General features: G+C 43.7%; 19 protein-coding genes, 1 other RNA gene and 1 pseudogene. 11 read left to right on the forward strand and 10 right to left on the reverse strand.

The features are described 5' to 3' along the window. Positions 1 to 361 precede the first annotated feature (361 nt). On the forward strand, positions 362 to 1,867 hold the full coding sequence (mltF, locus tag LDO37_RS13910; RefSeq protein WP_126609365.1) for a membrane-bound lytic murein transglycosylase MltF: 1,506 nt from the start codon (positions 362 to 364) through the stop codon (positions 1,865 to 1,867). Positions 1,868 to 2,546: 679 nt separating this feature from the next. On the opposite strand, the gene tadA is transcribed toward mltF, so the two are convergent. Together tadA and LDO37_RS13920 are read right to left on the reverse strand one after the other, a co-directional pair. Continuing rightward, the gene (gene tadA, locus LDO37_RS13915; RefSeq protein ID WP_126609366.1) at positions 2,547 to 3,056 is read right to left on the reverse strand and encodes a tRNA adenosine(34) deaminase TadA; all 510 of its coding nucleotides are present in this window, start codon (positions 3,054 to 3,056) and stop codon (positions 2,547 to 2,549) included. Positions 3,057 to 3,145: 89 nt separating this feature from the next. Further along, positions 3,146 to 4,021: a LysR substrate-binding domain-containing protein gene (locus LDO37_RS13920; protein ID WP_101110687.1), complete on the reverse strand. Its 876-nt coding sequence runs from the start codon at positions 4,019 to 4,021 to the stop codon at positions 3,146 to 3,148. Positions 4,022 to 4,221: 200 nt separating this feature from the next. Here LDO37_RS13920 and LDO37_RS13925 point away from each other — a divergent pair, with 200 nt between their 5' ends. After that, on the forward strand, positions 4,222 to 5,352 hold the full coding sequence (locus LDO37_RS13925) for an S-(hydroxymethyl)glutathione dehydrogenase/class III alcohol dehydrogenase (protein WP_126609367.1): 1,131 nt from the start codon (positions 4,222 to 4,224) through the stop codon (positions 5,350 to 5,352). A 66-nt stretch (positions 5,353 to 5,418) separates the two neighbouring features. Continuing rightward, the gene (fghA, locus tag LDO37_RS13930; RefSeq protein WP_126609368.1) at positions 5,419 to 6,255 is read left to right on the forward strand and encodes an S-formylglutathione hydrolase; all 837 of its coding nucleotides are present in this window, start codon (positions 5,419 to 5,421) and stop codon (positions 6,253 to 6,255) included. A 92-nt stretch (positions 6,256 to 6,347) separates the two neighbouring features. On the opposite strand, the gene LDO37_RS13935 is transcribed toward fghA, so the two are convergent. The 5 genes from LDO37_RS13935 to LDO37_RS13955 all read right to left on the reverse strand — a co-directional run bounded on the left by LDO37_RS13935 (position 6,348) and on the right by LDO37_RS13955 (position 10,921). Continuing rightward, on the reverse strand, positions 6,348 to 7,907 hold the full coding sequence (locus tag LDO37_RS13935) for an AbgT family transporter (protein ID WP_101110690.1): 1,560 nt from the start codon (positions 7,905 to 7,907) through the stop codon (positions 6,348 to 6,350). A gap of 295 nt (positions 7,908 to 8,202) precedes the next feature. Then, positions 8,203 to 8,613 (reverse strand): type IV pilus modification PilV family protein, encoded by a 411-nt coding sequence (locus tag LDO37_RS13940; protein WP_126608820.1) that lies wholly within the window; start codon positions 8,611 to 8,613, stop codon positions 8,203 to 8,205. Further along, positions 8,603 to 9,856, reverse strand: a complete 1,254-nt coding sequence (locus tag LDO37_RS13945) for a hypothetical protein (protein ID WP_126608821.1) — start codon at positions 9,854 to 9,856, stop codon at positions 8,603 to 8,605. The genes LDO37_RS13940 and LDO37_RS13945 overlap by 11 nt, the downstream gene beginning before the upstream one ends. Continuing rightward, on the reverse strand, positions 9,853 to 10,443 hold the full coding sequence (locus LDO37_RS13950; RefSeq protein WP_126608822.1) for a hypothetical protein: 591 nt from the start codon (positions 10,441 to 10,443) through the stop codon (positions 9,853 to 9,855). Before LDO37_RS13950 ends, LDO37_RS13945 begins: the two co-directional genes overlap by 4 nt. After that, positions 10,424 to 10,921: a GspH/FimT family pseudopilin gene (locus LDO37_RS13955; RefSeq protein ID WP_126608823.1), complete on the reverse strand. Its 498-nt coding sequence runs from the start codon at positions 10,919 to 10,921 to the stop codon at positions 10,424 to 10,426. The genes LDO37_RS13950 and LDO37_RS13955 overlap by 20 nt, the downstream gene beginning before the upstream one ends. A 102-nt stretch (positions 10,922 to 11,023) precedes the next feature. Between LDO37_RS13955 and LDO37_RS13960 the strand changes: the two genes are divergently transcribed. Further along, positions 11,024 to 11,434 (forward strand): type IV pilin protein, encoded by a 411-nt coding sequence (locus LDO37_RS13960; protein WP_126608824.1) that lies wholly within the window; start codon positions 11,024 to 11,026, stop codon positions 11,432 to 11,434. Between the two features lie 164 nt (positions 11,435 to 11,598). On the opposite strand, the gene grpE is transcribed toward LDO37_RS13960, so the two are convergent. Beyond that, entirely contained in the window at positions 11,599 to 12,198 is a 600-nt protein-coding gene (grpE, locus tag LDO37_RS13965; RefSeq protein WP_101110695.1) for a nucleotide exchange factor GrpE, read from the reverse strand. Positions 12,199 to 12,350: 152 nt separating this feature from the next. Between grpE and nadK the strand changes: the two genes are divergently transcribed. The 3 genes from nadK to bamE all read left to right on the forward strand — a co-directional run bounded on the left by nadK (position 12,351) and on the right by bamE (position 15,642). After that, positions 12,351 to 13,235 carry an NAD(+) kinase gene (gene nadK / locus LDO37_RS13970; protein WP_126608825.1) on the forward strand — a complete coding sequence of 295 codons (885 nt, stop codon included), beginning with the start codon at positions 12,351 to 12,353 and terminating at the stop codon, positions 13,233 to 13,235. Between the two features lie 122 nt (positions 13,236 to 13,357). Beyond that, positions 13,358 to 15,022 (forward strand): DNA repair protein RecN, encoded by a 1,665-nt coding sequence (gene recN / locus LDO37_RS13975; RefSeq protein ID WP_126608826.1) that lies wholly within the window; start codon positions 13,358 to 13,360, stop codon positions 15,020 to 15,022. A gap of 260 nt (positions 15,023 to 15,282) precedes the next feature. Continuing rightward, positions 15,283 to 15,642 (forward strand): outer membrane protein assembly factor BamE, encoded by a 360-nt coding sequence (gene bamE, locus LDO37_RS13980; protein ID WP_101110698.1) that lies wholly within the window; start codon positions 15,283 to 15,285, stop codon positions 15,640 to 15,642. Between the two features lie 113 nt (positions 15,643 to 15,755). Here bamE and LDO37_RS13985 read toward each other — a convergent pair whose 3' ends face one another. Together LDO37_RS13985 and LDO37_RS13990 are read right to left on the reverse strand one after the other, a co-directional pair. Next, positions 15,756 to 16,076 carry an RnfH family protein gene (locus LDO37_RS13985; RefSeq protein WP_126608827.1) on the reverse strand — a complete coding sequence of 107 codons (321 nt, stop codon included), beginning with the start codon at positions 16,074 to 16,076 and terminating at the stop codon, positions 15,756 to 15,758. Then, positions 16,076 to 16,507, reverse strand: coding sequence for an SRPBCC family protein (locus LDO37_RS13990; protein ID WP_101110700.1), 432 nt, complete (start codon positions 16,505 to 16,507; stop codon positions 16,076 to 16,078). Before LDO37_RS13990 ends, LDO37_RS13985 begins: the two co-directional genes overlap by 1 nt. A gap of 254 nt (positions 16,508 to 16,761) precedes the next feature. Between LDO37_RS13990 and smpB the strand changes: the two genes are divergently transcribed. The 4 genes and pseudogenes from smpB to LDO37_RS14010 all read left to right on the forward strand — a co-directional run bounded on the left by smpB (position 16,762) and on the right by LDO37_RS14010 (position 19,732). Beyond that, the gene (gene smpB / locus LDO37_RS13995; RefSeq protein WP_101110701.1) at positions 16,762 to 17,247 is read left to right on the forward strand and encodes an SsrA-binding protein SmpB; all 486 of its coding nucleotides are present in this window, start codon (positions 16,762 to 16,764) and stop codon (positions 17,245 to 17,247) included. A gap of 68 nt (positions 17,248 to 17,315) precedes the next feature. Next, positions 17,316 to 17,682: a transfer-messenger RNA gene (ssrA, locus tag LDO37_RS14000) on the forward strand. A 501-nt stretch (positions 17,683 to 18,183) separates the two neighbouring features. Beyond that, the gene (gene hipB / locus LDO37_RS14005) at positions 18,184 to 18,432 is read left to right on the forward strand and encodes a type II toxin-antitoxin system antitoxin HipB (protein ID WP_126608828.1); all 249 of its coding nucleotides are present in this window, start codon (positions 18,184 to 18,186) and stop codon (positions 18,430 to 18,432) included. Further along, a pseudogene (locus tag LDO37_RS14010) lies at positions 18,432 to 19,732 on the forward strand (type II toxin-antitoxin system HipA family toxin). Before hipB ends, LDO37_RS14010 begins: the two are co-directional and overlap by 1 nt. Positions 19,733 to 19,886 lie beyond the last annotated feature (154 nt).

Here is a 19,886-nt window from a genome sequence, read left to right on the forward strand (position 1 = left end):
GGTTATTGAACACCCTGAAACCTATACCAATTTCACCTCGCATTTGCGGGCGTATTATAGAGGAAAAATTCTGTGACGTAACCACAAATAGCAACCGTTTGCGCCTTTTTTTAATACTTCAATTAATTGCGTCGCTATTAAAGGAAGTCACGTGCTAGAAATCGAGTGTCTTGAGGTCAATTAAAGACAAGACCTGTTGCATTTCTCCGTTTACCATCTCGCGCTTTTTTATTCTTTTTTTTATTGCTGCTTTGCCCTAGTGACCTGCTTTGATATAAAGAGAGCTGAATTTCAGTGTGAGTAAACTGTTTTGAGTATTATTTCCCCACTAGTCTGGCTAAGAAGGTTCGCTTTTATCTCTATGATAAGCGTCGTGTTATCTGGCTGTCAGATAGAATCCAACCCAAAAAGTGAACTCGTAAAGATTAAAGAAAGAGGCACGCTAAGAGTCGGAACACTGAATAATCAGCTTTCTTACTATATTGGCCCGGATGGCCCTACTGGCTTAGATTTTGAGCTCGCCAAGCAATTTGCTGACGAGCTTGGAGTCAATTTGGAAATGAAACCAGCCTACCGTTTATCGGAATTGTTCCCAGCGCTTGATCGTGGCGAAATTGATATGATTGCGGCTGGGTTAAGTCAGACCCCTGATCGCCTTAAGCATTTTCGCGCCGGACCAGCTTACTATTATGTATCTCAGCAGGTGGTGTATAAAAAAGGATCATGGCGACCAAGAAACGTTGATCAGCTGGTTAAAAAGCAAATCCCTATCATCGTTGTAAAAGATTCACACTTTGAACGCACACTAAAAACACTCCAACAAGAAAAACCTGGACTCGTTTATCGCGATGAAAAGGACGCCGACGTCAACGATCTATTACAGAAAGTATCTAGGGGCGAATTGGCACTCACCATGGCTGATTCGGTTGAGCTTTCTTTATCTCAGCGTTTGTACCCTTCATTGGCATTGGCATTTGAGCTAACAGAAGACCAGCCGATCTCTTGGTATATGCGGCGCAGCGACGATGAAAGCCTCTACGCACTGCTCATCGAATTCTTTGGGCTTCTTAAACAATCTGGCGATTTGGCTCGATTGGAAGAAAAATACTTCGGTCACGTGGAAAGCTTCGATTACGTGGATACAAGAGCATTTATTCGCGCATTAGACAGCAAGCTGCCTAAATGGGAAGCGCTATTCAAGAAGCACTCTAACGAATTCGACTGGCGCTTAATTGCAGCGCTGGGCTATCAAGAATCACATTGGAATCCACTCGCCAAATCGCCAACTGGGGTAAGAGGCATGATGATGCTTACCTTGCCAACCGCAAAAAGCGTTGGCGTAAAGAATCGTCTCGATCCTGAACAATCCGTACGTGGTGGTGTGGAATACTTGAGGCGCATCGTCGACCGCGTCCCTGATTCTATTTCCGAACACGAAAAAATTTGGTTTGCTCTCGCCTCTTATAATGTGGGTTACGGTCACATGATGGACGCAAGAAGGCTCACCAAACGTCAAGGTGGCGATCCAGACTCTTGGGCAGATGTAAAAGACAGATTGCCACTACTGCGGAAAAAAGAGTTTTATAGCAAAACTCGCTATGGCTACGCTCGCGGAGATGAAGCGAGGAACTACGTTGAGAATATTCGCCGTTACTACCAATCGATCATTGGTCATATTGATAAGCAGCGTATCGCAAACGAAGAAATCAACATTGACGATCTTCAGGTTATTGATGTTCCACTGTCTGCCGCTCTGCCTACGACTTCGGGAGCTGAGGCAACATCAAGTAAAGACACTAATAAGCAACAAGATAAACCTGCTCAAGGCGAGAAAGACAGCGAAAAGCCCAAAGAAGACAAGAATTAATATCTTTAAAGTAATTCGATTTATGGGATACCCAGTGGGGCTCAATTAACGGTTGAGCCCCACTCTATTTCAAACCTTCTCACTCAATTCAAAAGCTCTTTATGATGAAAATGCATTCCTAAGAGCAATGTGTTTTTTCTAAACAATTAGGATGCTAAGCCCTTTTTTCACTTGGCTTTCTGGTTAATTGTCACACTACTTGAAAAACCTACCAAACGCCCTTACATTAAACAGTGATGACAATCTTTGCTGTCACGTCATCAACTCGTAACAATCGAAGCTTATAACTTGTTTTTGAAGTACAAAGAAACTCTAGTTTTACTGTACAAAGAAACCTTAGTTTCGCTGTAAAAGAAAACTCACTGTTCACCAAAGATGTCGCTTTTAACAAAAATAATAGAAGCATGACTAGTTAAAAGAAAAACTAGTACCGGTGAAGGGAGTGTTGGGCGGTGCCAGAAAAAAATAACAGCACCGTTATTGTTAGCTTGGTAGAGGAGAGAAGATATGTTCTCCAAAAGAAAGTCGTCTAAGCGACTGCTACAAAAGGCTGTTTCGTCCAATCGTCGTAAGCGTATGCTTGCCAATAACAAGAAAAAAGTTATTTGGCGTAGTAAAGCTTTTGCTCTTTGCTTAGAGCCTTGATACGGAAGAAACAGTTGTTTCTAAACGGCAAACATCAATTCTGATGTTTGCCATCAGACTTCCCTTCTTTTAACGCTTTTTTTTCTTTCCGTCGACGTTTAAAAAAGCTTTGTAATTGCTCTCTGCACTCTTGCTCAAGTAACCCTGATTCTATTGTCGCGTAGTGATACGACGCTTGGCTTTCAAACAGATTCAATACTGTACCTGCCGCCCCTGCTTTTAAATCTGGCGCACCATAAACCACTCTCTTTACTCGGCTATGAAGCAGCGCACCTGCGCACATGGGGCATGGCTCTAACGTGACGTATAGGGTGGTATCAAGCAATCGGTAGTTTTCCAGCTCACTGCCCGCTTTGCGCAACGCTTGCACTTCAGCGTGTGCCGTTGCGTCATGTTGCCCTATTGACCGGTTCCAGCCTTCGGCAATCACATAACCATCCTTTACCAATACTGCACCGACAGGCACTTCACCTTCTAATTCAGCTTGATGAGCAAGCTCGATAGCTCGTCGCATGAAATGTTCATCTTGTTCACTAAATGACACGTTTTCTCTCTAGGCTCGTTTAAATTGCAATGATTCTTCGAATGGAATGCGCGGATTATATACTCAAGCTTGGATGTTCGCATGCGAGTTTAATAAATAGACATACGGTCAGCTAGAAAATCAATCAGTAATCGAACTTTAGAGGATAAATACCGATTGTTAGGATACAGCGCCCATATGCCTTCTTTGGTATCACGAAAATCGGTAAGTAATTCGACCAATTCTCCGGTTGCCATATAGGGGTGAACGTAATAATCAGGCAATTGAACGATGCCAATACCTTTGAGCGCGGAATCAATCAATACGCGCCCGCTGTCGCATTTCATCCGCCCTTCGACGGAAAGCTGCCTTTTATGACCATTTTCAATGAATCTCCAATAGGGATGATTTCCTATCAAACATTGATGCTGGGAGAGCTCCAATAAAGATCGAGGTTCGCCAAATTGTTCTAAGTAGGCTGGGCTCGCACATACATGCATTTGACGAGCACCTAACCGCTTGGCAATGTAGGTGGAATCACCTAAGTGCCCGAGGCGAATAGCCAAATCAAAGCCATGCTCTAGCATGTCCAGCTTCTGGTTAGAAAGGTGGAAGTCTAATTCGACTTCAGGGTACTCGACTAAAAATTCATTCAGCAAAGGGGCAAGCATTTGTTCCCCGTATGTTACCGGTGCCGTTAGCTTGATCTTCCCCTTAAGAGTCGTTTGAAGCTCTGTTACCGCCTCTTCGGCAAACTCAAGGCCATCCACTAAATGCCGACAATGCTGATAATACACTTTGCCAGCATCAGTCAACGTCACCCTACGTGTGGTTCTTAGGAACAGTTTTACCGACAAACGTTGTTCTAAACGTGCAATTTTTCGGCTCACTTGTGCGACTGAGGTTGATAATTTTTGAGCTGAAAGTGTAAAACTCTCTTGTTCCGCCACAGCGACAAACTCTGTGACCCCTTCCCATTGGTCCATTTTTTGTGCCTCAATACAAATCTTATTATTACAAATATGTAATAGTAAATTTCATTTTACCCAGATTATCAATTCAAATAAATTAATTAAAATCTCCCCCATACCTCGCCAACTCACTCTATACGATAGGATGTTCTCTTAGTTGGGATATTCTCGAGTCAACCTGTTGGCGACCATCGTGATTACTTAAGGGTACAAACATGTCTGAACAATTCATTAAATCTCGCGCAGCAGTCGCGTGGGGACCAAATCAACCACTCTCTATTGAAGAAGTTGATGTCATGCTTCCGAAAGCAGGTGAAGTTCTGGTTAAGATTGTTGCTTCTGGTGTTTGCCACACCGATGCATTTACTTTGTCGGGCGACGATCCTGAAGGTATCTTCCCCTCTATTTTGGGTCACGAAGGTGGCGGCATTGTTGAAATGGTTGGGGAAGGCGTCACCAGCGTTGAGGTCGGTGACCATGTAATCCCTCTTTACACGGCAGAGTGTGGAGAGTGTAAGTTCTGTACTTCAGGAAAAACAAACTTATGCCAAGCGGTTCGAGAAACTCAGGGCAAAGGTTTGATGCCTGATGGCACCACTCGTTTTTATAAAGACGGTCAGCCTATATATCATTACATGGGGTGTTCGACATTTTCAGAATACACAGTATTGCCTGAGATCTCGCTAGCAAAAGTAAACGCTGATGCCCCATTAGAAGAAGTATGCTTACTCGGATGTGGTGTCACCACTGGTATGGGAGCGGTACTCAACACCGCTAAAGTACAAAAAGGTGATACCGTTGCGATCTTTGGGCTAGGCGGAATCGGTTTATCTGCGATCATTGGTGCCACAATGGCCGGAGCAAGCCGCATCATTGGTGTCGATATCAATGAAAGTAAATTTGACCTCGCCAAGCAGCTTGGCGCGACAGATTGCATTAACCCACAACATTATGACAAACCCATTCAAGAAGTCATTGTGGACATGACTGACGGTGGCGTCGATTTCTCATTCGAATGTATCGGGAACGTCAACGTTATGCGCTCTGCACTTGAATGTTGTCATAAAGGTTGGGGAGAATCTGTCATTATTGGTGTGGCTGGTGCAGGGCAAGAGATATCAACTCGCCCATTCCAATTAGTAACGGGTCGAGTTTGGCGTGGTAGTGCATTTGGTGGCGTGAAAGGTCGCTCCGAATTACCGGGCATTGTAGAGCGATACATGGATGGTGAGTTTGGTCTACAAGAGTTCATCACTCACACTATGGGGCTGGATGGCATCAACGACGCTTTTGATCTCATGCATAAAGGCGAAAGCATACGCTCTGTTGTCCATTTCGATAAATAGGGTCTGTCGACCTTCAACTTAACAGAGCGGTTTTCCGCTCTGTTTCCTATTGGGAAGCTCCTATACATGGCTATTACTGAAATCAGTGCCGCAAAAGTCCATGGCGGCTGGCACAAACAATTTACTCATCAGTCCAACACTGTGCAGTGTGAAATGCGATTCGCCATTTTTTTACCCTCACAAGCCGAATCTGAGCCAGTACCTGTACTCTACTGGTTATCTGGGCTGACATGCACTGACGAAAATTTCATGCAAAAAGCCGCGGCATTTCGTAAAGCTGCCGAACTTGGTGTTGCTATTGTCGCACCAGATACCAGCCCGAGAGGCGAAAGCGTACCTGACGACTCAGAAGGGGCATACGATTTTGGCTTAGGCGCAGGCTTTTACCTTAATGCGACACAAGAACCGTGGAGCACTCACTACCACATGTACGATTATGTGGTGAAAGAACTTCCAGCGCTTATTGAAGCCAATTTCCCAGTCAACACCAAAAAGTCCATTTCAGGTCACAGCATGGGTGGACACGGTGCACTCAGTATTGGCTTAAAGCACCCAGACCTATACCGTTCTGTTTCTGCATTCAGCCCAATTACCAACCCCATGAATTGTCCTTGGGGTATTAAAGCATTCAGCCTGTATTTAGGAGAAGATAAAGCCAACTGGTCGCGCTACGACAGCTGTGAATTACTTAAATCGGCAGATAGCGTGCCACCAATATTGGTTGATCAAGGGAGCGCTGATTCTTTCCTTGAAGAACAGCTAAAACCAGACATGTTTCAAAGCATCGCTAAACAGCACGACAATATTGTCTTTAGAATGCAAGACGGCTACGACCACAGTTATTTCTTCATACAAAGTTTCATCGAGGATCACTTAGCGTTTCATGCACGCTACCTCAAATAAATAGTGTTCATCAAAAACAAGAAACCCAGCATAATTGCTGGGTTTCTTTTGTTTAAAGCGTTGTACCAAATTACAAAGTGTCGCTTCTAAATTTACATCGTATAGGTGTAAGGCGCTTGAATACCTAGAGGTATTCCTAATGCCCAATACGCCAGTAAGAAGATTGTCCAACCGATTAACATCGCAATGGAGAACGGCATCATGAGAGAAGCCAAAGTACCAATGCCCGTAGATTTCACGTAGCGCTGGCAGTACACAACCACAAGAGGGAAGAACACCATAAGCGGTGAAATGATGTTAGAAACAGAATCACCGACACGATACGCCGCCTGAGATAGCTCAGGAGAAATTCCGACCGCCATTAGCATCGGTACTAGAATTGGACCAATTAACGCCCATTTCGCAGATGCCGACCCAACCAGCAAGTTTACAAATGCCGTAAGGAGAATCATACCTACGATGGTAGCTTGCCCTGGTAACTCAAGAGCTTTAAGCCCTTCTGCACCATAAAGTGCAAGCATAGTACCAATGTTTGATTGACCAAACGCCGACAGGAATTGCGCACAAAAGAATGACATGACAATGTAAGCACCCATCGTCGCCATAGTATCGGACATGGCTTTAATCACGTCGTTACTGCTTTTGAACGTGCCAGCCACACGGCCATAAACAATGCCGGGTATAATAAATAGGATGAAAATCAGCGGTACGATTGATTTCATTACTGGTGCGGAGAACGCTGTTAACTCTCCATCAGGTGAGCGCAGTGCTGAGTCTTCTGGAATAAGTGCGACAACCAGTAAAGCAATACCTGCCAACATCGCCCAGCCTGCATAACGAAACGCTTTGGATTCAATAGCAGAAAACGATCCCAAATCGGGGGCTTCTTCCGCATCTTCATCAACAGGAGTATTGGCTAGACGAGGTTCAATGATTTTCTCGGTCACATACCAGCCAATCGCAACAATGATGACAGAGGAGATCCCTGTAAAGAAGATATTCGCCAGCGGGTTCACAACATAACTTTCATCCAATACCTGTGCTGCCGTTTGGGTGAAGCCAGCCAATAGAGGATCGATGCCAGATGGAATAAAGTTAGCCGAGAAGCCACCAGAAACGCCCGCAAATGCCGCCGCAATTCCGGCAAGAGGGTGACGACCAGCAGCATGGAAGATAATGCCTCCCAACGGAATCACGAGTACGTAACCCGCATCGGCTGCAGTATGTGACACTATCGCCACCAAAATAAGCATTGGCGTTAAAAGTTTCGCCGGCGTGAAGTTCAGCATTTTCTTCAAGCCAGTAGTAATGAAGCCAGAAGAGTCAGCGACACCTACCCCTAGCATTGCTACTAACACAATCCCCAAAGGTGCAAAGCTAGTAAAAGTTGTCACCATATTTGCAAGGAAACTTGCGAGCGCTTCACCGGTAAGTAGGTTGTTTATTTCCAGCGCTTCACCAGTACGCGGGTTCATCAGATCAAAGGAAACATTAGAAAGTAATGCTGATGATACCCAAACAATTACTAGCGCCCAAAAAAACAAGATTGCTGGATCAGGGATCTTGTTACCAGCGCGTTCGATAAAATTTAAAAATCGGTCCATTCCCGACGGTTGGGATGGTGGAGCCTGCTTAACAGCTTGGTTACTCATAGGTAACTCCATATGTCAGATGTTGTTTTCAACGAGCTATTCATTTAGTTATATATCACTCATTTCTCGACTAACTATTCTATTAGAACACCAATACAAAAGCACAAAAAACCAGACCATTTCATAATCTCAGACAATTATTTTTAATTTATTTACAAATAAACAACAAACCATAATCAATCTTGCAACTAGCACAAAATAAAAGCGCTACAGGAAAGTTAACTCTCCTGTAGCGCCGTTATATTTAAGAGTGGATTATTTATATGATGAATTTTTGTACTGTGTTCTATACGCTCTAATCAAACTCGTTGTAGCTGGACACCATCGTTTTGATCGACACTTTTTGATTCGCATTGAGCCGATTTTTCCACTCACCTTCTACTGTGATAATTTTCACCGCAGACGAAATGGAACCAGTAGGCTGTGATACCGCCCATGTCAGTGTGTAGCCACCGCTTTTTACTTCCGTACCCGACTGGATACTATCAAAAGTTATGGTGCCATTAGCGCCGCTCACCGATCGCTGGCGAAAATACTCCAACTTTGACTCAGCTAAATACAACGCTTCTAAGCTGCGTATCGCATGTTCAGATTTGTGCTCCATAAAAGTTTGTAACTTCACAAGCCCAAGTACACCAACACCAAATATTAGAAAAGCGATCATCACTTCAATCAAGCTAAAACCCTGGTGTTTTTTAGAAATCATTCCAAGATCCTTTTGCCCATTTTGGTGGAGAGTTTTTGCTTCGAGAATAATCAATAACGTCTTTATTAAAGCTTAGGCTGACGGCATTGTTAAAAATTGCTGAGTGACCACTAGAATCTAAATACTGCCCCCCCGAAAAAGTAAACGAGCCACTTTGGTAATAGGATGCATTTGCTCGAACTGCCGAAGGTATATCTGAAGCGCCAACTGGGTTGAGAAATGGATTGGCGCCAGGTAGAGAGCTCCAATCGCTTAAATCAGGGGAATAACTTGAGTTTATATGGAAAAGTACCCCTTTAAATTCTCCAGAAGTAGTATCCGATATCAAAGAAATAGGTCCATTATTGACCACTAACGTTACCCCATTAGGTGTCGCTGCTGACTTGGCTACCAAACTGGGGTATTCATCTTTTGATATTTCACACCCTCCTTCAATCCATATAAATTCATTCCCTGCATGGATAGCATTTTTTATTTTGGTGCCACAATTGCTAAGAATCTTAGTTCCTGAAGTGATTGTTGAGCCCGTTAAAATATGGAAGTTTCCGTTATCTCTTACTTTTTCCGCTTCGTTTACAGGAGTACCGTAAAAATTCTCAAAAGGTGCGACTGACGAGTCTTTGACAAAATCACCTGTTGATAAACTCGTCGTTCCATCACCATTAGTCGTCGTCTTATTCGCCACTTTGCAGTCTTTACCTTGCCCGTCAAACCCAGCCCAAGGAGGATCACCGTGAACGACGCCTTTATTCTGTATTGTCCCAAGTACTTTGAAAGTACTTTTGTATCGAGCTGCTACACATTTCCAGCCATCACTCGTTAAAGTACCTGGGTCGGGGGTATCAAAAGCATTGGCACCGCGAAGAAACAAGTCTGCACTCGACTGCAAAGCACCTGAGCCCAGCGAACCACCATATTGGATCTCTTTTTCAAGGATGGTGCTACCAACCTGTGCGGTAGCCATTTTTCCATTGGATGATGTCACCAAAGACATCGTCAATTCTGGTTGATTCGAGCATGCATTCACGTTACCAGAAGACACTTTGTCTACGTGGGCTCGAGCATAAATACACTCTAGCCCCCCCTCTGCGGTCCAATGGTCTTGGCGACTTTTCACTTCGTTCTGCGCACGTTTAATTTGGAAGAAAACCTGTTTATATGACCCCATAACTAAAATCAGCGCAGCCAACAAGATGAAGCTTGTTATCGTCAGCGTAATATAGCCTTCAGAACGTCGGATCATTTCCAGTTCCTTTGTTTAAACGATGTATTAAGCGTGACTGAGTCCGTCGAGCTCTTAAGGGATCCAGTCATTGAGAGTGTTATAAATGCTGAACTTACCGCTGAACCGAGTGGTGTCGATGTCACCGTAAAATCGGTAATTTTTACTTGGTTTTCATCCAGCATTTTGAAATACCGATTACAAGATGCTTGAGTGCTAATCGCAGCAGATTGCTTTGTGCATATTTTAATGTTGTTATCTTCATGCTTGAAGAATATATGCTCGTACTTATCGTTTTTGTTCAAATACACATATCCCAAGGAAGTGGGTGTGGTTACATATACATCCCCCGCCCCAGACACGATAGCCGCGGCATTTTCACTGCCATTGTATCCAGCCCTGAGAGCGTCTTCTTTTATGTACTTAAGGGTATCCGACATGCTTTGCAGAACCAGAAGGTCAAGAGAGCGTTGAGTTGCCGACTTTTGTGCCGTCAGATATACAGACCCAATTGAAATGATCGCGAGCATACTTAGCCCTGAAGCAATCATTAACTCAACCAATGACGCACCTAACTGACGCGATGAGCTAACACTCTTTGAAGCCATGAGTATTCCCTCTACTGCCACACACTTTGACTCGACCATTGGTAAAGTGAGTAATCACCGAACCACTATCGGACATATTTTCTTTGTAACTGAATTGAAAAGTGCCACCTTGAATTCGACCGTTCACGCCTTCCACTTTAAACGGAGAGCCATGGTTACTGTTGAAGTGGATACTTTTGAAAGGTGAGCCAGATACAGTTTGAACTAAAGCGCCTGAAGCCGTATTCGATTCACGTAGCTCAACGGACCAGTCTCCATTTTTGGAAGCACCTGAAATAGTGACATGAACCCAAAGGTCTTTGTTTTTCATCACCGCTTCCGATCGCGCTTCAACCAAAAACGCCCGAAGCTCATTGGATAAACGAGTTATTCGGTTGTCATCGGTCACTGATTTATAGCTTGGAGCAAACGCACCAAGCAGAATGGACAGCAAAGCCAGAGTGATCAAAAGCTCAATGAGTGTAAAGCCGCGAGCCATATTCCAAATTCCTCTGAAACTTCATTTATGCACCTAATTTCGCTTGCGGAGATGCTAGCACCAACGAAGAATAGCGCTGCGAAAATGAAGGAAGATATGGAAATGATTCGAAAAAATAGATGCAAGAAGCGCAACAGCTCTCCCAAAGGAATGACCTTGCTCGAAGTTCTGGTTGCGGTTTCTATCATTGCCATTTTCGCGGCGGTTGTTTACCCCTCCTTGAACGACTACGTATACAAAGGGCACCGTAAGCAAGCCATGGCGGATATGATCCGTATTCAACTAACAATGGAGCAGGCATATAACAATGGCTACTCATGGAGCAACATCTTATCTGGCTCCACTTGCATCATATGTGATACCTCAGACGACAGGTACGCCTTTGCGGTAACATCCGCGGGTGGTTACACAATCACCGCCACCCCAAAATCAGATAAAGGTCAAAACAGTGATTCTTGCGGCACACTCACGGTCAAAGCCGATGGTACCAATACGCCTAAAATTTGTTGGTAGTTAAAACTCGCTGATAATTAAAACTCGCTGACAGTTAAATTCGCTGGAAGCTCAAGTTTGCTGACAATAAATTCTGACGGCAATGAGCATTTTTTAAGAAATAAGAAGCCCGCCTAAAATAGGCGGGCTTCTTGTATAAGGCTTCACGCTTTAGCAGCAGCGAATTACTTCGCAACCATCACCATTGCAGGGCGAATAACTCGACCATTCAATTCGTAACCTTTCTGCATCACTAACATCACCATGTTAGATTCGTGATCTGGGCTTTCCTGAATCGACATAGCTTGATGGAATTCAGGGTTGAACGCCTCACCTTCAGGGTTGATCTCTTTAAGACCAAACTTAGACACAACATCAACAAACGTTTTATGTGTTAGCTCTACACCTTCAAGGAATGGCTTAATCACTTCGTTTTCTGCATCTGCCGCTTGGATAGCGCGCTCCAAGTTATCGATAACTGGAAGCAGTTCTTCAGAAAATTTATTCAGCGCATACTTACGGGCTTTATCGATTTCCTGTTCACTGCGACGACGCATGTTTTCAACGTCTGCCTTTGCACGAAGTACCGATTCTTGCTGCTCTTTCACTTTAGCTTCACTTGAAAGCAATGCTGCTTCAAGTTGAGCGATTTTTGCATCAGTTTCATCTTGAACCGATTCTTCGTTCCAATCGATATCGGCATCAGAGCCTACTGCATCTACTTCTTCTGCAGTTTCCTGTTGCTTTAGCTCTTCTTCATTAATCTTGTTTTCTTCGTTGCTCATGATATCTCCAGAATTCAGAATTCAACTACTTATGCGATAATATGCTCAAAAAATTGAGATAAAAAACCTCGCATAGTTCTTCAACTTGCCTTTATTATGGGGATGAAGATTTGCGTTTCAAGCACAATAACCTCAGACAACGGATTTTCTCTATGCCAAAGCCTTTTGAAGTGATCGCAATTATAGGCAAACCCCGTGACAGTAAAGCCATTCAAACTCATAAAGAGTTGTACCACTGGCTCATTAAAGAAGGCTACTCCGTCGTCATTGACGATCGATTACAAGAAATCCTAACAGACATAGACCGCTCTTGTTTCACCAGTCTAGTGAACATTGGAAAACAAGCGGATCTTGCCATTGTTGTGGGTGGCGATGGCAATATGCTTGGTGCGGCCAGAGTGCTGTCTCGATTTGATATTTCGGTGATTGGTGTCAACCGCGGAAACCTTGGTTTTCTAACCGATCTCGACCCTGAAGACTTTGAAAAAGCGCTATCCAAAGTCCTGATTGGTGAATACTTAGAGGAAGACCGCTTTCTACTGGAAGCTGAAGTGCATAGGCACGGGCAAGTAAAAAGTCACAATGCGGCGCTTAATGAAGCGGTACTGCACCCTGGGCAAATCGCTCACATGATCGAGTTTGAAGTGTACATCGATGATCGATTTGCTTTCTCGCAACGCTCCGACGGATTGATAATTTCCACTCCGACTGGCTCTACTGCGTATTCACTTTCTGGCGGCGGCCCTATTTTATCGCCAAGCCTGAACGCTATTTCCCTTGTGCCAATGTTCCCTCACACACTCTCTAGCCGCCCGTTAGTTGTGGATGGCAACCGACGTATTAAGTTGCTTGTTTCCCCAGATAATCGTGGCACGCAGGAGATAAGCTGTGATGGGCAAATTTCATTACCCGTCTCCCCAGGGGATGAGATCCACATTTATCAAAGCCCAAATGTACTCAAACTCATTCACCCTGAAGACTACAGTTACTATCACGTGCTAAGGAATAAATTGGGTTGGTCTAGCAAGCTTTTCTGACCAAGATTTCGCTCACAAAAAATCGACAAAACGAAAAAAATCACCTGTACAACTTTACTGTATAAAGAAACAGTATATACTGCATTTATATACAGTATTATTCAGTTATACAGGTAAATAAAATGCTGGCTCATCTAAGTGTTAATAATTTTGCAATTGTGAAGTCTTTACAGCTAGAACTTGCCAAAGGCATGACAACCATTACCGGCGAGACAGGCGCAGGTAAATCCATCGCTATTGATGCTCTAGGCTTATGTTTAGGCGATCGCGCCGAAGCAAGCTCTGTTCGTCAAGGTGAAGAAAAAACCGACATCTCAGCCTCGTTCTTACTGGACAACAATATCAATGCAACGCGTTGGCTAGAAGATAACGATCTGATGGATGGCTGTGAATGCATCCTAAGACGAGTTATCACTAAAGAAGGTCGTTCAAGAGCCTTTATTAACGGCAGCCCAGTACCTGCTTCACAGCTTAAGGTTCTCGGGCAGCTCCTCATTAATATTCACGGACAGCACGCCCACCATCAACTGATGAAGAGTGACTACCAACTTTCTATGCTGGATCAGTACGCTGGTCACGTGAACTTACTTAACAAGACCAAAAACTACTACCAAACTTGGCGTCAGTCAGATAACCACCTAAAGCAACTTACGCAAAACAGCCAAGAAAACCTCGCTCAAAAGCAGCTTCTTGAATACCAAATCAAAGAACTCAACGATCTCGCCATTGGCGAGGAAGAATTTTCGGAGCTAGAACAAGAACATAAACGCTTGGCTAACAGCGGTGAATTAGCATCCACTTGCCAACAAGCAATAGAGTTGATTTATGAAGGTGAGGACGTTAATGCTCTAGGTATTCTTCAAACAGCCAATCACTCGTTGATTCAGCTTGCTGAGTTAGACTCAAAGCTTTCAGGCTTACCCGATATGATTTCTGAAGCCATTATTCAATTGGAAGAGGCAAACAGTGAGTTACGTCATTACCTAGATGGTATCGATGTCGATCCTGCTCGCATGGTTTATGTTGAAGAACGTTTCTCTAAAATGATGTCTACCGCACGTAAGCATCATGTAATGCCAAATGAGCTGTATCAACACCACCAAGAATTGCTCAAACAAGTTGAAGCCTTAGATTGTTCAGACGAAAAAATGGACGCGTTAGCAGCGGAAGTTGAAGAGAAACGTCTGAAGTTCTTAGCCACCGCTGAAAAGCTGAACAAATCTCGACAGCGCTATGCAAAAGAACTCAATAAACTTATTTCCCAAAGTATGCACGAACTCAGTATGGAAAAAGCCAAGTTCTGTATTGATGTCGTACGTGATGAAAATAATGCGTCGCCACTTGGTATCGACCAAGCAACGTTCTTAGTGTCAACCAACCCAGGTCAACCGATGCAGCCAATAGCAAAAGTTGCCTCTGGTGGTGAACTTTCACGTATTTCCTTGGCTATTCAAGTCATCACCGCTCAAAAAGTGGATACTCCTAGCCTGATTTTCGATGAAGTCGATGTGGGCATCAGCGGTCCTACTGCAGCAGTAGTCGGCAAAATGCTTCGTAAACTTGGTGAATCCACGCAAGTTCTTTGTGTGACTCACCTTCCACAAGTCGCCGGATGTGGGCACCAACAGTTATTTGTCGCCAAAAACACCAAAGGCGGCAAAACAGAAACACAAATGAACTGCTTAGATCAAAACCAGCGAATTGCTGAATTAGCGCGTTTATTAGGTGGTAGCCAGATAACCGATAGTACGCTGGCAAATGCGAAAGAGCTTTTATTTGCGGCCTAATAGAACCCTCAATTCCACAACGAAGATCCAGTCACAAAATGTTATTCACCTCACAGCGCAGCTCAGCCCTGCGCTGTTTGTCTTTGTAACAATGCAACTTATCGCTATAACTATGGTCATATGATTTCACCATCGCTATTTAATGGTGTTAGAAACTCGAGAATGCCAATGGATGGCATGAGAAACTTTTTACTTCTCGGCCCAGAGTGATTATCATCTCGCCCGAGAACTTGAACTTAGTAATAAAGAACAGAAAGCATATGCAATTTAAGAAGTGGATTGTTGCAGTACCATTAGCGCTCGTCATGTTAACGGGTTGCTCGGTTGCAGAAAAACTGGTTTATCGTATCGACATCAATCAGGGAAATTACATTGAGCAGAACTCGGTAGACCGATTAAAATTTGGTATGTCTAAAGAACAGGTTCGCTTTGTTTTAGGTTCGCCGATGCTTGTCGAAAACGGCTACCCAAATACGTGGTATTACATTTATCACCACACAAAAGGGCATAGCGACTCCATACAGAAAAATCTCTTTGTTCGTTTCGATGACAACGAAAGATTGGTCAAAGTGGAAGGTGATTTCCCAGCCAGTGAAAACTTTTTCGAAGGTGTTTACTAACCCCATTTAAGTTCACCAGATACTGAAAAGGCTCGCCAATTGCGAGCCTTTTCTATTTTTGCGTTATATCTATTTTCGTTAACAAGCCAACCATACACTTTTCAGCTTATGGCTTATTTGGACTTTTCAGCTTCTGCTTGTTTCTTCGCTTGCTCTGCCCTTTTCCGACGTATCTCTTTGGGATCGGCTAAAAGCGGTCGGTATATTTCGATGCGATCTCTGTCTAACACCGTAGAATTTAGCTTTATGTTGCGACTAAAAATGCCTACTTTGTTTTTTGCGAGATCGATTTCGGGGTAAATATCCAACACGCCAGATTGCTCAATGATTTCTTGAACCGTCATTTCCGCCTCTACGGCTAAGGTTATCACTCGCTGCTCTTGCGGCAACGCATAAACCACTTCGACGTGAATCATGTTTGGTACTCTGCTCATTACACATATACCTGCTTTGCACGCTGTGTAAACGCGTTCACCATATTACTAGTCAGCTCATTGAAAATTTTACCAAATGCCATTTCAACCAGTTTGCTAGTGAATTCAAATTCTAGTTTCAACTCAACCTTGCATGCTGTTTCATCCAGCGGAGTAAATTCCCAACCACCATGAAGCTGCTTAAATGGACCATCCACCAGCTGCATCAAAATTTTTCGTCCAGCTTCTAACTGATTCGATGTTGTAAACGTTTTACTGATGCCTGCTTTTGACACATCCACGGATGCCACCATGCTCGATTCAGAGTTTTCAATAATTCGAGAACCAGAGCAACCTGGCAAAAAGCTTGGGTAACTGGCTACATCATTTACAAGGCTATACATCTGCTCAGCGCTAAATGGCACTAGGGCGCTGCGGGTTACTTGCGGCATATCGGATTCACTTAAACAAACATTGAAACGGGGAAAACGTTCTCTTATGTTACTTCACGTAATCCTCCTATGAAAGTTTTCTAGATCTAGCCCTAAAAAACTCGCTGGCTTCTCGGCGAATAAAAGACAAAAACAAACGCGTTTGAATGCCTTATCCGTTTCATTTTCTTCACGAAGTATTCGTTTAAAAAGAAACACACAATGACGTATGCACCTAGCATCTTTAGGGAACTTGGGTATATAATGCCGTTCTTATGGCAAAGAAAAATTCAAAACCAAAAGCAGGTAGCAATACCATTGCTCAAAACAAACGAGCTCGCCACGAATATTTCATCGACGACGAAATCGAAGCTGGCCTAGAACTTCAGGGATGGGAAGTCAAATCTCTGCGTCAAGGCAAAGCCAATATCGCCGAAAGCTATGTATATATCCGCGATGGTGAGGCATTTATTAGTGGAGTGACAATCACCCCGCTACAACAAGCATGTACTCATACCGTTGCAAACCCTACCCGCGTGCGTAAACTGCTGATGTCACGTCGTGAAATCGACAACCTATTTGGCAGAGTAAACCGCGAAGGTATGACCTTGGTTGCCACCGCTATGTATTGGTCCCGCTCTTGGGTCAAAATGAAAGTGGGTGTCGCGAAGGGTAAAAAACTGCACGATAAACGTACTGATATGAAAGAAAAAGATTGGGCTCGCGATAAAGCTCGCGTTATGAAGAGCAATTTGCGCTAATCTTGACCACTTGAGTTGCGCAGTGCTAGACAGCCTAAGGTTTTCTGGTACTATGCAACCTACACTTTGGGGCTGATTCAGGATTCGACGGGAATACTGCAGTCTGAGGTGCATGCCGTGGGGCGGTTGGCCACGTAAAAAGCCGCAAAAAAATAGTCGCAAACGACGAAAACTACGCACTAGCAGCTTAATAACCTGCTCAGAGCCTCTTTGCCCTAGCTTCCGCTTGTAAGACGGGGAATTACAAAGAGTCAAACCCAAACTAGCTAGCGTGGCTTCTCCCGCCTGAGAGGAAAAGCGCGAATTCTAATTCAGGATAGTCATTTACTAGCGTGTCGGTTCGCAGGTGGATGGTGAATTTAAAGATCGACTAAGCATGTAGTACCAATGATGAATGATTTTCGGACGCGGGTTCAACTCCCGCCAGCTCCACCAAACGTTTGGAAAGCCCACTAGCTCATAGAGTTAGTGGGCTTTTTGTATTTGGTCTCTCAAGTATTTGAATATTGGTATCAATAAGATATCCCTACTAAAGGATATTGTCATGCGTATCCTCTAATGGGGATAAAATAGGCTTTATCCTCTTATAGGGATACACTTTCTTCTATCCTTACTAAAGGATATTTAGGGTCTGTTGACCTTTCGCGGTTAAATTTTGTTCGAGTTCTATGTATTTTAATCGCGGCGCAAGGTCTTTAGCTTAGTTATTCTAAGCAAATACCTTGCAACAAAGAGTAAAGCACATAGAAACGAACCCTTCGGGCAGCATTTGTGGCTCCTTTCTACTGCGTTACCGCCTATTGATGTAGAGCGACTACACCGAATAAGCGCTGCCTTGTATAAAGAACCCACAAATTGCTGCAAAAATCAGCTCGAAAGGTCAACAGACCCTAGACTCCCTCAAAATTCATCGCTCACTTATGAGGGCTGGAACGAATGATATATAGCCCAAAGCAATTGGCAGACTTGATGCTCTTAATACGTCAAAAGAACGGATGGACTCAATCAGAGTTAGCAAAAAGAGTAGGTATAAAACAAGCGACGATCTCGAACTTCGAGAACAACCCAAACAAAACAACACTTTCAACTTTCTTTAAACTTGCTCAAGCAATGGATCTAACATTCAGTATCCAAGAAAAAACCCAGGTCACTTCGTTAGATGAAAATGATGATGAGAGTTGGTAATGCAAGAACTAATCACATACATGAATGGTGAGCTTGTAGGCACTTTAAAGAAGCATAAGAATGGCGCTCACACTTTTCAATATGACAAGAGCTGGGTTACCAATGTAAATACTCGTCCGTTGTCGTTGTCTTTAAAGCTTCAATTACCCCTATCACTTCCGATGCCGTTATAAATTATTTTGACAACCTCTTACCAGACAGCCCCCAAATCAGAGATAGGATCGTTGCAAGGTATAAAACTCCATCCAAACAACCTTTCGATCTCCTTAAAGAAGTGGGTAAAGACAGTGTTGGTACGATTGCTTTACTTCCTCCCGAACGCCCTTATAAAAAAGCCCCTCCCAGATACGACATATTAGATGATAAGAAATTAGAGGCGGTTCTTTCTGCATACCAGTCTGATATCCCACTAGGGATGCTCGAAGAGGAGGAAGACTTTAGAATCTCAGTGGCAGGTGCTCAAGAGAAAACGGCGCTCTTATTCGTTGATGAACAATGGTGCATCCCCAAAGGAAACACGCCCACCACTCACATTATCAAACTGCCAATAGGCGAAATACAACAAGCTAACGCGACATTGGATCTCAAAGACAGTGTAGAAAACGAGTATCTTTGCATTGAGCTAGCGAGAGCGATGGAATTCGCCGTTCCCAACATCAATATAATCAAAACAAACAACCTTAAAGCTTTAGCGGTAGAACGCTTTGATAGACGCTGGACAAAAGACGGAGCAGGCTTGCTACGCTTGCCTCAGGAAGATATTTGCCAAGTATTTGGTATGCCATCATCCATTAAATACGAATCTCAAGGTGGTCCAGGAATCGTGCAGATCATGGAGTTATTAATGGGTTCAAGTAACGCTCTAGAAGATCGCTATAACTTCATGAGGTTCCAAGTGTTTCAATGGCTCATTGGTGCGACAGACGGACACGCAAAGAACTTCTCTATCTATATTGATAAAGGAGGAAGCTACCGACTCACGCCATTCTACGATATTTTGTCCGCCTACCCATTACTGGGAGGAAAAGGACTCAATATCAGAAAGTTAAAGCTGGCGATGGGGTTGAAAGCAACGCAGGGTAAGAAGTATGAAATCAATAAAATCCTGCCTCGTCATTTTTTGGATACGGCTAAAGCTGTAAACTTTAGTCAGGAAGATATGCAAAAAATAATGAGTGAATTGAAAGACAAACTGCCTAACGCGATTGTTCAAGTAAAAAAAGAGCTACCAGAAGATTTTCCAATGCATGTTTCAAGCGCAATTTTCGACAATGCGATGAAGATAGCCGCAAGGATTTAGTGATGCATCAATAAGGATCCCACCAGCTCCACCAAACGTTTGGAAAGGGTCGCCTCGCAAGAGTTGACCCTTTTGGTTTTATGGCTTCGGTATCGTGCTGTTGGTGCTAAAACCTTCGCTGATTGCGGCAATATTCGACGCTGAATATCTTATC

The organism is Vibrio penaeicida (assembly GCF_019977755.1).
GTDB lineage: Bacteria > Pseudomonadota > Gammaproteobacteria > Enterobacterales > Vibrionaceae > Vibrio > Vibrio penaeicida.